This window comes from Luteibacter aegosomatissinici (genome assembly GCF_023078495.1).
Classification (GTDB): domain Bacteria; phylum Pseudomonadota; class Gammaproteobacteria; order Xanthomonadales; family Rhodanobacteraceae; genus Luteibacter; species Luteibacter aegosomatissinici.
Window position 1 is genome coordinate 843,118 of record NZ_CP095742.1, and the last position, 12,119, is coordinate 855,236.

Annotated in this window: 7 protein-coding genes; 4 read left to right on the top strand and 3 right to left on the bottom strand. The window is 62.8% G+C overall.

Annotation, left to right across the window (positions count from 1 at the left end; genetic code table 11):
* The first annotated feature begins 498 nt into the window (after positions 1-498).
* From L2Y97_RS03735 to L2Y97_RS03745, 3 genes are all read left to right on the top strand, one after another.
* The gene (locus L2Y97_RS03735; RefSeq protein ID WP_247433158.1) at positions 499-3,714 is read left to right on the top strand and encodes a TonB-dependent receptor; all 3,216 of its coding nucleotides are present in this window, start codon (positions 499-501) and stop codon (positions 3,712-3,714) included.
* Positions 3,715-3,795: 81 nt separating this feature from the next.
* Positions 3,796-6,159, top strand: coding sequence for a GH92 family glycosyl hydrolase (locus L2Y97_RS03740; RefSeq protein ID WP_247433161.1), 2,364 nt, complete (start codon positions 3,796-3,798; stop codon positions 6,157-6,159).
* An 86-nt stretch (positions 6,160-6,245) separates the two neighbouring features.
* Positions 6,246-8,108 carry a glycoside hydrolase family 2 protein gene (locus L2Y97_RS03745; protein ID WP_247433164.1) on the top strand — a complete coding sequence of 621 codons (1,863 nt, stop codon included), beginning with the start codon at positions 6,246-6,248 and terminating at the stop codon, positions 8,106-8,108.
* A gap of 18 nt (positions 8,109-8,126) precedes the next feature.
* On the opposite strand, the gene L2Y97_RS03750 is transcribed toward L2Y97_RS03745, so the two are convergent.
* Positions 8,127-8,834, bottom strand: a complete 708-nt coding sequence (locus tag L2Y97_RS03750) for an HAD family hydrolase (RefSeq protein WP_247433167.1) — start codon at positions 8,832-8,834, stop codon at positions 8,127-8,129.
* 41 nt (positions 8,835-8,875) lie between these two features.
* Here L2Y97_RS03750 and L2Y97_RS03755 point away from each other — a divergent pair, with 41 nt between their 5' ends.
* Positions 8,876-9,067, top strand: a complete 192-nt coding sequence (locus tag L2Y97_RS03755; RefSeq protein WP_247433170.1) for a CPXCG motif-containing cysteine-rich protein — start codon at positions 8,876-8,878, stop codon at positions 9,065-9,067.
* A 51-nt stretch (positions 9,068-9,118) separates the two neighbouring features.
* On the opposite strand, the gene L2Y97_RS03760 is transcribed toward L2Y97_RS03755, so the two are convergent.
* Both L2Y97_RS03760 and L2Y97_RS03765 read right to left on the bottom strand, forming a co-directional pair.
* Positions 9,119-10,456 (bottom strand): carbohydrate porin, encoded by a 1,338-nt coding sequence (locus L2Y97_RS03760; RefSeq protein ID WP_247433172.1) that lies wholly within the window; start codon positions 10,454-10,456, stop codon positions 9,119-9,121.
* A gap of 118 nt (positions 10,457-10,574) precedes the next feature.
* Complete coding sequence (locus L2Y97_RS03765; RefSeq protein ID WP_247433174.1) at positions 10,575-12,098, bottom strand: CoA-acylating methylmalonate-semialdehyde dehydrogenase; 1,524 nt, start codon at positions 12,096-12,098, stop codon at positions 10,575-10,577.
* Between the last annotated feature and the right edge of the window lie 21 nt (positions 12,099-12,119).

Consider the following 12,119-nt stretch of genomic DNA (forward strand, 5'->3'; position numbering starts at 1 on the left):
GGCGTCTTAATTCGCCCCGGGGAGTTAGATCGATTCAAGTCAAACAGGATCCGGGTCACGACGTGCCTGCGGGTCTGAAGGGCTTTAACCGGGGTGGGAGGGCAGGGGCAAGCGTGAAAAGCGCCGCCCAGGGTAACGCTGCCACCCGCCAGATCGCTGAGGGGATGGGAAGCTGACACATGAAACCAACAAGCGCCCGAATTCCATTCAAGCCGGCCTTCGCGCCGCGCGTGTATCCGCGTGCGTGAGGATCGCCACCCGCAGCGTGCCTGAGTGCCGCTGCTCTCGCCGCGCCTGCCGCGGCGTGGGAAACACCAGCTTCATGTAAGTACTGAGCGCCAATGGGCCGGGGGGCCTTTGGTACCTAAAAATTTAGATCGATCCAAGTTCAGGGGAAGGAGGGGCCGTGCAGCACTAGCGCCGTAGCAGCAGTGATGAAACGGGGGATCAACGCGCCAGCTCAGCAGGCGCGCACATTACTGAGGGAAGTAAAGAACAATGACTTATCTGCCAAACATGCTTAAGCGCAAGCCGCTGTACGCCGCGCTCGCCACGGCGACCTTGTCCGTCGCCGGTTTCATCGGGGTGCCTGCCGCCGCCTTCGCGGAGACGCCTTCACCCGCCGCCGCCGCACCTGCGGCCGCACCCTCACCCGCTCCGCAGGCGCAGTCGACCGATGATGCCCAGGCGAAGAAGGATGCCAAGAAGGCAGATAAGGACAAGAAGGAACAGAGCCCGATCAACCTCGATACCGTGGTTGTGACGAGCTACCGCCAGTCGATCGACCAGAACGTCACCGACAAGCGCGAAGCGAACTCCATCGTCGAAGTGATCAACGCGCAGAACATCGCGCAGTTCCCGGCGAAGAACATCGCCGACGCGCTGGCCCACGTGCCTGGCGTCGTCATCAGCCGCGAATCCGGCGAAGGCAAGACCGTGAGCATCCGCGGCCTGGCCCCCGAACTCACCTACACCGAACTGAACGGCAACTACGTCGCCTCGGCCGATACCTCGGCCGGCCTGACGCGTTCGTTCAACTACACGCTGTTCCCGGCCAACATGTTCTCGGACATCAAGCTCTACAAGAGCCTTGAGGCACGCCTGGATGAAGGCGGCATCGGCGGCAACGTCGATCTGCGTACGCGCCGTCCGCTGGAAATGGAAGCCAACGAAGGCTTCGTGACCGGTACCGCCGCAAGCTCCGACACGAGCTCGAAGACCGAGCCGCAGGGTGCGGCCCTGTGGTCGTGGAAGAACAAGGACGAGACCTTCGGCGTCCTCGTCGCCGGTTCGTACCAGAAGCGCCAGGCGACCACGTATGAAGCCGATGCGTCCAGCTGGCACTGGTGGTCTGACAGCTGCAAGGACCACACGACCTGTACCCAGGCACCGGTGGACGTCCACGGCAACCCGTACGATTCCGCGGTCAACAACAATATCGACCTGTGGGGCAACGGCGTGGTCGACCAGGCCGGCAACGTCTCCAACGGTTTCTGGATGCCGCAGCAGTTCGCTACGAGCCGCAACGACCTGACCCTGAAGACCAAGGGCGCGCAGGCCACGATGCAGTTCAAGCCGAGCGATCACTTCCTGCTGACGGGTAACTACTTCCGCTTCGAGCGCCAGCAGACCCAGATCACCAACACGCTGGAAATCCCCGAGTGGGGCCTGCCGAACAACTCGAACTACGCCGACCAGAACGGCCGCCTGCTGGCACCGAACGGCCTGACCTTCGATCCGTCGCACACCATCGTGACCGGCGCGAACTACCAGCTCCCGGCCGCTGGCGTGGGTTGTAACTCCGCCACCAACCCGGTGACCGGCGCGGCCCGCCAGGCCGTGGACGTGTGCTCCACCGAAATCCCCTGGCTGAACGGTAACTACTCGGTTGAGAAGGCCACCTCGCAGACCCTCAACCTGGAAGGCGAGTGGGACAACGGCGGTTCGCTGAGCGGTTCGTTCAACGTCGGCCGCACCTGGGCCAAGGGCGGCCCCTCGATCGAGCTGGGCATGGCTGCCAAGCCGCGTAACTTCGTGAACGGCCAGTGGGTCGATGGCAGTACCGGTGCTTCGTGGACCACCTCCGGCAGCGATGTCAGCAGCAAGCCGGGCATCAGTGCCGAGCAGGGAGTGCTGCAGAACATGATCAACGGTGCGGGCCAGGTCGACCTGGGTTCCACCGGTTCGAACATGGTCAACACCTCGAACTCGCAGAACTTCGCGCAGGCTGACTTCACCTGGTCGCTCGATTCGACCTGGCTGCAGTCCATCCAGTTCGGCGGCAAGTACACCGATGCCAATGCCGAACAGCAGAGCAACGAAGTGCGCTGGTACTGCAAGGGCACCGAGCTGCAGTTCCAGACCTGCGATCCAAACGCAGGCCAGCTGCCGGCCGGCTTCCTGTTGGCGAACAACCTGAACGGCGTGAACCACGCCTACGGCGATGACATCTTCCCGGCGATCAACTTCCCGGCGTACTACAACTACCTGAACTCGACCTACGATCGCGTCCTCTACAACAAGCCGCAGAACAAGTCGTCGATCGGCGAGAAGATCGCCGCGGCCTACGTGCAGGCGAACTTCGATACCGGCACCATCCGCGGTAACGTCGGCGTGCGCTTCGTCACCACGAAGCAGGACCTCACCGTCGCCAACCAGGTCACCACGAACAACGCGGTGTACTACCACGATCCGCAGGGCAACATCCTGATCTGCCCGGCATCGGGCGTGAACGCGGGTGGCGGTGCGTGCGCACCGGGCGATTTCCAGTACCTGCCGCGCGAAGTGTCGGTGGTTGAGAACTTCACCAACTCCACCACGCAGAAGCGTTACAACAAGTTCCTGCCCAGCTTCAATATCGCGTGGACGATCGCCGATGACTTCATCCTGCGCGCCGCCGGCTCGCAGGCCATGGCTCGCGCGAACTACACCGACCTGGCCCAGCTCGGCCAGCTGACCAACAACACGCAGGAGTACTATAACGACCGCAAGCAGTTCGGCGCTCCGCTGCCGGGCTGGTACGGTTCCGGTGCCAACGCCGACCTGAAGCCGTTCACGGCTACCCAGTTCGACCTGGCCGGCGAGTGGTACTACGGCCCGCATTCGGTCGTCGGCGTCGATCTGTTCCAGAAGAAGGTCAAGAACTTCGTCGTTCCGGTCACCGTCAACAACATCAATGTCGACGTGGGCGGTACGCCGACCAACTTCCTGCAGTACAGCACCAACGCCAACGGTCGTTCGGGTACGTCGAAGGGTGTGGAAATCTACAACCAGCACACCTGGGATTCGGGCTTCGGCTACATCCTGAACTACACGCTCAACCACACCAATGAAACCGCGGTGTCGCTGGGTGATACGCAGGTGGGCAAGGCCGAGCTCATCGGTAGCGCGAAGTACGCCGCCAACGTCTCGCTGTTCTATGAAAAGAATGGCCTGCTGCTGCGTGCGAGCGACAACTGGACCGGCCGTACCATGACCGGCCTGGCCTCGGGCCTGCCGATCTACGCACAGCCGTACCACCAGATCGACCTCAACGGCGACTATGAATTCAACAAGCACTTCATGGTTACCGCGTCGATCATCAACTTCAACAAGGCAACACCGCACACGTACCTGGGTGGCGACACCCGTGCACGACTGGTCCAGCTGCTGTACCCGGGCCGTCAGTACTACGTGGGTGTGACCTACAAGTTCGGTGGTCCGGAAGCCAAGTAAGAAAATCGACGGGGCCAGGCACATCGCCTGGCCCCGTCTTCGTTTCAACGGATGCGTCCCCACTCCGTCCAGGAAACCCTCATGAATTCATCCATGGCACGTGTTCCCCGCCGTGCTCTCGTCATCGCGCTTTCGCTTATCGCCGTTGGCTCCATTGGTGCGGGTTATGCGAAAGATACGAAACCCGCTGCCGCGGCAAAGTCATCAGTCGACGAAGCCAACCCGCTGGTCGGCACCGCCCCGCTGGATAACCAGGCCTTCATCGGCAACTCGCCGCCGCCTGGCGAGCCGCTCTACACCGGCATGACGACACCTGGTGCGAGCCTGCCCGAGAGCGCGACCGAAGCCGCGCCCGTCAACATCAACGCCGATCTCAGCTTTGCCACCGGCGTCCCGGTGGCGTACGACTACCGCCGCCCGGCGATGATCGGGTTTTCCGGCGGCGGTTCGACGTATGGTGCGCGTGGCGCGCCTATCGTCATGCCCGTCGTTGGGGACTGGACGGTGCCGCCGGATTACATGACTTCGTATTACGACAAGTCCACGGAAAAGGCCTCGCCGGGCTACTACGCGGTGGACCTCGCGACGTTCCACACCAAGGTCGAGCTGACCGCGACGCAGTGGACCAGCCTGATGCGCTTCACCTTCCCGGAGAGCCAGCGCTCGAACGTAGTGATCAACCTGCGCCGTGCCGGTGGCGACGTGGAAGTGGTCGACGATCACACCGTACGTGGCGTGGCTACCGCCGGCCGTCGCGACCGTGATGCCGATGGCCCGTTCTTCGTGGCGGAGTTTTCGCGGCCGTTCGCGAGCTTTGGCACGTTCCATTCCGAAGTCACCGCCAAAGGCGAAGGCCTCGGCCATGAAGATATCCAGGCCGGCCGTCGCCAGGTTTCGGGTGACTACGCGGGTGCCTACCTCACATTCCATACGAAGGCGGGCGAGCAGGTGGTCGTGCGCATCGCCCACGGCCACAGTGCCGCGGAAGCGGACCAGCGCCTGAAGGCGCAGGATAGCGATACGGATTTCGACAGCGTGCACGCCAAGGCACGCGCGAAGTGGGCCGAGCTGTTCGACCGGATCCAGGTCACCGGCGGCACGCCGAAGCAGCGCATGCTGTTTTATTCGACGCTGTACCACTCGTTCGCGAGCCCACGCATGATCGCGCGCAAGGGCGAGCACTACACCGATAGCGATGGCAAGGACCAGGTCGCCGCTTACGATCACTACGGCCCGGTGCCGTATTGGGACACGGGCCGCAACCAGATTGCTCTGCTCATGTTGCTGCAGCCGGCGGTCGTGCAGGACATCATGCGTTCGGAGATGGATCGCGCGCACGAACGCGGTTATATGAACACCTCGTTCCACGGCGACCATGCCGTGTTCCTGTACGACGGCGCGTGGCAGCGTGGCATCGATTTCGATTACGCCGCCGTGTACGACGTGCTGCGCAAGAACGCGACCGATCCGAGGGGCCCGCGCGGTTACCTCGCCGAGTACGACAAGCAGGGCTGGATCTCCGACATCGTGCCGGAAGGTAACCCGAGCCCGCCGTACGCCGGCGGTAAGGCGGGTGTCGCCACCACGCTGGAATACGCATGGGATGACCATGCGCTGGCCGATTTCGCCCGCCGCCTGGGCAAGACCGACGATGCGGATATGTTCGAACGCCGCGCATCGAACTATCGCAATGTGTTCGACAAATCGACGGGCTTCTTCCGCGGCCGTACGGACGATGGCAAATGGATCTCGCCGTTTGATCCGGGTGAGCCGTACTACAACTTCATGATGAAGGAAGGCTCGGGCTGGTCCACGCTGTGGCTGGTACCGCACGATGTGCAGGGCCTGATGAACCTGCTGGGCGGCCGTGATGCATTCAACGCCAAGCTCGATGCGTTCTTCTCCACGCCTTATACGGCGAAGGGCATCTGCCGTGACTGCACGGGCCTGATCGGCCAGTACGTGCAGGGCAACCAGCCCGACCAGCACGCGGCGTACCTGTATGCGTGGAGCGGCCAGCCCTGGAAGACCCAGGCGCTCACCCGCCGGATCCTCGCCGACCTGTACGGCAGCGATGCCACGGGCTACGGCTACCCTGGCATGGATGACCAGGGTTCGACGTCGTCCTGGTACGCGTTGAGCGCCATGGGCTTCTACCCGGTGGATCCGTCGCGCCCCGAGTACATCATCGGTAGCCCGATCTTCGATCATGTCCGTCTGCGCCTGGGCAACGGCAAGGTGTTCGAGATCGTCGCCCGCAACAACTCGGCGAAGAATCAGTACATCCAGTCCGCCACGCTCAACGGCAAGCCATGGACGAAGCCCTGGTTCAGCCACGCCGACATCGTGAACGGCGCAACGCTGGAGCTCACCATGGGTCCCGAGCCCAACATGAGCTGGGGTGCCGCCCCGGCCGATGCTCCGCCCTCCATGTCAAAACCATAAAGCGACAAGGGCGCGCGCAGGCGCGCCCTTGTAGGAGCGCGCTTGCGCGCGATCGCCACTCGCGAAAACGCCCCGAAGGATGATTCATGACCCGCACCACCCTCCTGCGCCCCGCGCCCCTCGCCCTGGCCCTGGCCGCTGTCCTCGCCCCGTTCGCCGCGACCGCCGCCGACAAACCGGATACCTGGAGCGGCAAGGTCGCGCCCCTGGCCACCCCGTGGACCGCCGCGGTGAGCCCCGCCAACGCGCTGCCGGAATACCCGCGCCCGCAGCTAGCCCGTCCTTCGCTGGACCACCCCCAGTGGCTGAGCCTCAACGGCTTGTGGGAATACGCCGCCACCGATGGAAAGGGCAAGCCGGCGTTCGGCCAGGCCCTGAAGGAAAAGGTACTGGTGCCGTACCCGATCGAGTCGGTGCTCTCCGGTATCCAGCAGCACGCCGATGACATGCTCTACCGCCGCATGGTGGATGTGCCCGCAGCGTTCACTGCGAACGGCCAGCACGTGCAGCTCAACTTCGGTGCGGTGGCGCAGGACGCCACCGTGTACGTCAACGGCAAGGAAGTCGCACGCCATGTCGGTGGCTATACCTCATTCAGCGCTGACATCACGCCGGCGTTGAAGCCGCAGGGCCCGCAGGAGATCGTGGTGGCCGTGCACGCGCCGGTGGATGGCGCCAACGTGATGGTCGGCAAGCAGCGCCTGAAGCCGGAGGGCATCTTCTACACCCCGGCCTCGGGTATCTGGCAATCCGTATGGATCGAGCCGGTGCCGGCCACGCGCCTGGCGCAGCTGGACTTCATGCCGGCTGCCAGCCTGGATGCGTTCACCGTGAACGCGAAAGTGCAGGGCAGTGCCGCGGGTGCGACCTTGCATGTGACCGCCTATGCGGATGGCAAGGCGGTGGGCGAAGCCAGCGGGCCCGCCGGCAAGCCGCTGAAGCTCGCGATCACGGCCCCCCACCTGTGGAGCCCGCAAGATCCGTTCCTCTACACCTTCAAGGCCAGCCTGGCCCAGGGCAGCCAGCACGACGACGTGACCAGCTACGCGGGCTTGCGCACCATTGGTATCAAGAAGGTGGATGGCCACAATCGCATTGTGCTGAACGGCAAGCCGACGTTCCTGCTCGCGACGCTGGACCAGGGGTACTGGCCCGATGGCATCCACACCGCGCCCACCGACGAGGCGCTTAAGTTCGATATCCAGAAAACCAAGGATTTCGGCTTCAACACCATCCGCAAGCACATCAAGGTGGAGCCGGCGCGCTGGTATTACTGGGCCGACCGTATCGGCCTGATGGTGTGGCAGGACATGCCGGCCATGCCCAATGGACACAACGACAAGATCAGCGAGGCGGACAAGGCCGGCTTCCGCAAGGATGTCACCGCCATCGTCGAGCAGCTCAAGGGCGAAACCTCGATCATCGGCTGGATCCCCTTCAACGAAGGCTGGGGCCAGTGGAGCATCGCGGCCGGCGGCGAACTCGCGGCGCAGATCAAGAAGCTCGATGGCAGCCGGCTGGTGAACGCGCGCAGTGGTTACAACTGCTGCGATACCAAGGGCGATACGCATGCGGGCGACATGATCGATGTGCATGATTACCAGGGCCCCGGCCTGCCGGCCCCGGATGCCACCCGCGCCTCCATGGATGGCGAACACGGTGGCCTGACCCTCGGCGTGCCGGGCCACGTGTGGCCCAACACCGCGATCAACCCCTACGGCGATGTGAAGGACCAGGCGGCCCTGAACGATGGCTACGTCGCCAATACTGCCGTGCTACGCGACAAGGCGCCCGCCATCGGCGTGTCGGGTAGCGTTTACACCCAGATCACCGACGTGGAAGGCGAGCACAACGGCCTGTACACCTATGACCGCAAGGTCGAGAAGGTGGATGAGGCCCGCGTGCGGGCCATCAACGAGGCGACGATCAAGGCAAACAGCCAGCCCTGAGGCTGGCCAGCCCGGCCCTCAGGCCGCGAGGTCCATGCGTTCGATGGCGGAAGGGATGCCATCGGCGCCATGGACCTCGATCACGCGGTCGGTCATGCTGAAACCCGTGACCACCTCGTGGGCCCAGGTGCTGTGGTAGGGCATGTACACCCCCCAGCCACCCAGCTCCACCACCGGGGCGATGTCGGACTTAAGCGAGTTGCCCACCATGGCGAACCGGTCCGGGCTGACCTCGAACTCGCGGAACAGGCGCTCGTAGGCCGCGGGGTCCTTCTCGGAGACGATCTCGATCCGGTGGAACACATCGGCCAGGCCGCACCGGGCCACCTTGTATTCCTGGTGGAAGAGGTCGCCCTTGGTGATGAGCACCACCCGGTGCGTCTCAGCCACCTGCTGGACAGCATCGCGGATACCCGGGAGCAGCTCGACCGGGTGGGCCAGTACTTCCTTGCCCAGCCGCACGATCTGGTGGATATCCCGGGCTTCGATCCGGCCATCGGTGAGCTCGATCGCCGATTCGATCATCGACAGGGTCATGCCCTTGGCGCCGTAGCCGAACAGGGCGATATTGCCGCGTTCCGTGGCCAGCAGGCTGTCCCGCAGGCCACCGCCGTCGAGGTCGATGTACTTGCCGAGGATGGCTTCAAAGGCATCCTGGGCCCGGTCGTAGAACTCCTGGCTGTGCCACAGGGTGTCATCGCCGTCGAAGCCGATCAGTTCGATCATGGAGGGAAATCTCTTGGAGCGTACCGCGCTAGGATAGCGCCATGTACGAATTCACTGATATCTCCTGCCCCTACTGCGGGGAAACCATCGAAGTGGCCGTGGATACCTCGGCCGGTAGCCAGACCTACACCGAGGATTGCCAGGTGTGTTGCCGCCCGATCGTGATGCGGCTGGTGGTGGATGAGGGCGATGACACATTCGACCTGACCGCGACAGCCGAAAACGACGGTTGAATTGCGCGAAGAGCCCAAAAAAAGGCCCGGTGGTGAGCCGGGCCTTTTTGGTTAGAACGCCACGCTGGTCTTCAGGCCAAGCACGAACGCATCGTCGTTCTGCTTGCTGCCGCCTGGATCCTTGATGTACTGCAGGTTCGGGCGGATCGCGATCGAGGGAATCGGCGACCAGCTGTAGAACACTTCAGTCACGCGCTCATAGCCATCGTTCACGATACCGGGGGTGACATCGGGGTTCAGCGCATTGATCAGGCGCTGGTTCTTCGCGGCATAGCCGTTGGCGTGCGAGCCACCAAAGGCCACGCCGATGAAGTCGTTCGGGCGATCGAACATGCCCTTGTACTCCATACCGACGGCATACTGGTTGTTCGTTGCCGAGGTGGCATGGTCGGCCGCGGTGTAGTTCAGGAACACCGTGGCACCCTTGCCGCCGGCCTCGCCGGTGACCTGCTGCTGGAATGTGATCCACGCACCGCGGCGCGAATCATGCTGCAACGGCTCGCCACCGAACTCTGCGAGCGGCTGGTGTTGCTCGTTGAGGTAGAGATCGTCGCCATTGGAGGTGTTGTACCAGACGCCGGCACGGTACGAACCCGGCAGCCCGTTCACCATCGGCTTCCAGCCGAATTCCAGCGGGATGAGCGCGCCCGTCGTACCACTCGGGAAGCCCAACTTCCAGCCGTTATGCCGTGCGTAGCTGTCATCCACGTACTTCGGGTTCATCTGATACGCGGCAAGCTGCACCCACGTATCGCTGCTCGTATTGAGCTTGAGCACCGTGGCCCACTGGCTCGTCGGCCAGTTCGCCCAGTAATCGCCCACGATGTTGCCAGGCTGGGCGCCACAGAAGTTCAGGTTCTGGAAATCACACGAGAACGAGTTCACGTCTTCGCCCACCGGCAGACGGCCGACTTTCCACGTGAGCTTGCCATCGAAGAACTTCTGCTCGAGGGCGAAGATGGTGAGATGCCAGGTCTGGCCACGACCGTAGACTTCCTGGATGAGCTGGTTGTTGCCGATGTGTGCATCGGCACCGATATCGCGGCCGTTACGATCGGTGATCATGACGTTGAACTTCGCACCGTCCCAGCCCCAGAGCTTCTCAAGATCGAACGCCGCGCCGAACTTCCACTGGTCGGTGTAGCGCGTGATGCTCTTCGTGCCGCCCGAGTAATTGTGCGCGGCTTCGAAGCCGTAGCCGAAATCGAACGTGATGCCCTTGTCAGCGAGACGCGAGCGCTCCCCGCCCCAGTCACCGAAGAGATATTTGCTCGTAGCCAGGCTGCTTGAGCCGGTGTTTGCTGCGTCGTCGGCATGGGCAGTGCCGGCGAACGCGAGACCCACCAGCATCATGCCGGCGAGAGGACGCTTGATAAGATTCGTAAGCATGAACCTTTCTCCCTGAAAAAAAATTAAGCTTTTTCGTACTTCGTTTTTGTTTATCTCAGTTGCGTCGCACCATGTTTTCTGTGCTCACAACCGGCGAAGCGTATACGTTTTTGTCGGACTAATGGGTGGGCATGGCAAATTCGGCGCCCGCGCTTTCGTCTTGGTTCAGCCAACGCTGGGTTACAGCCTTCTGTCGTGTGTAGAAACGTACGGATTCCGGGCCATGGGCATGGTGATCGCCCATGAGGCTTTTCTTCCATCCGCCAAAACTATGAAATGCCATCGGTACAGGAATTGGCACGTTGATGCCGATCATGCCTACCTGAACCCGGTGCGCAAATTCGCGCGCCACCTGTCCATCCCGCGTGAAGATGGCGGTGCCGTTGCCATATTCATGCTCGTCGACAAGCTTCAACGCAGTCGCGAAATCGGGGACGCGAACCACGCAAAGGACGGGACCAAAGATTTCTTCCTTGTAGATTCGCATCGCTGGCGTCACGCGATCGAACAACGTGCCGCCGACAAAAAAGCCTTGTTCGCACCCCGGCACCTGGTAGCCGCGGCCATCCACAACGAGTTCCGCACCTGCGGCTTCGCCATCATCGATGTAGCCGGTGATGCGATCACGATGTGCACCTGTCACCACCGGGCCCATCTCGGCCGATTCATCCAGCCCTTGCCCGATTCGCAGCGCTTCGACGCGAGGCTTGAGCCGGGCAACCAGTGCATCGGCCGTCGCTTCGCCCACGGCGACAGCGACCGAAATGGCCATGCAGCGTTCGCCCGCTGCGCCATAGCCCGCTCCCATCAGTGCATCCGCCGTCTTGTCGATGTCGGCATCGGGCATGACGATCATATGATTCTTGGCCCCACCCAAGGCTTGTACGCGCTTACCCTTGGCGGTGCCACGCGCGTAGATGTACTCGGCGATGGGCGTGGAGCCAACAAAACTGACGGCACGAACGAGTGGGTGATCAAGGAGAGCATCCACGGCGGTCTTGTCGCCATGCACGACGTTGAATACGCCATCGGGGATGCCTGCTTCTTTCAGCAGCATCGCTAGTTCGACGGCGAGCGAGGGATCACGTTCGGAGGGCTTGAGAACGAATGTATTGCCGCAAGCGATCGCCATGGGGAACATCCACATGGGCACCATCGCCGGGAAATTGAACGGTGTGATGCCGGCGCATACACCGATGGCCTGGCGCATGGTCCATGCATCGATACCGTTGGCGATTTGCTCGGTGTATTCACCCTTGAGCAGTTCAGGAATGCCGCAGGCGTATTCGACCACTTCAAGTCCGCGGATAATTTCGCCTTTCGCATCGGAGAGCACCTTGCCGTGTTCGGCGACGATGATGCGTGCAAGCTTGTCCATATCGCGTTCGATCAGTTCCTTGAATCGGAACATGACGCGTGCGCGCTTGAGCGGCGGCGTTTCGGACCAGGCGCGGAACGCGCTCTGGGCGGATTGCACGGCCGTGTCGATATCCTGCACGGAGGCGAGGTCGACTTCGGCGGCCACGCGGCCGCTGGCGGGGTTGTAGACGGGAGCGGTACCGATGGGCGAGCCGGCGTGTGGCTTGCCGCCGATGTAGTGGCCGATACGGTACGGGGCGAGGGTTTCAGGCTGTGCGGACATGGGGCGTACGTCTCCGGTCGC

Excerpts from the sequence above, each read along its gene's own strand:
- L2Y97_RS03735 (WP_247433158.1), top strand. The coding sequence starts at position 499 with ATGACTTATCTGCCAAACATGCTTAAGCGCAAGCCGCTGTACGCCGCG.
- L2Y97_RS03740 (WP_247433161.1), top strand. The coding sequence starts at position 3,796 with ATGAATTCATCCATGGCACGTGTTCCCCGCCGTGCTCTCGTCATCGCG.
- L2Y97_RS03745 (WP_247433164.1), top strand. The coding sequence starts at position 6,246 with ATGACCCGCACCACCCTCCTGCGCCCCGCGCCCCTCGCCCTGGCCCTG.
- L2Y97_RS03750 (WP_247433167.1), bottom strand. The coding sequence starts at position 8,834 with ATGATCGAACTGATCGGCTTCGACGGCGATGACACCCTGTGGCACAGC.
- L2Y97_RS03755 (WP_247433170.1), top strand. The coding sequence starts at position 8,876 with ATGTACGAATTCACTGATATCTCCTGCCCCTACTGCGGGGAAACCATC.
- L2Y97_RS03760 (WP_247433172.1), bottom strand. The coding sequence starts at position 10,456 with ATGCTTACGAATCTTATCAAGCGTCCTCTCGCCGGCATGATGCTGGTG.
- L2Y97_RS03765 (WP_247433174.1), bottom strand. The coding sequence starts at position 12,098 with ATGTCCGCACAGCCTGAAACCCTCGCCCCGTACCGTATCGGCCACTAC.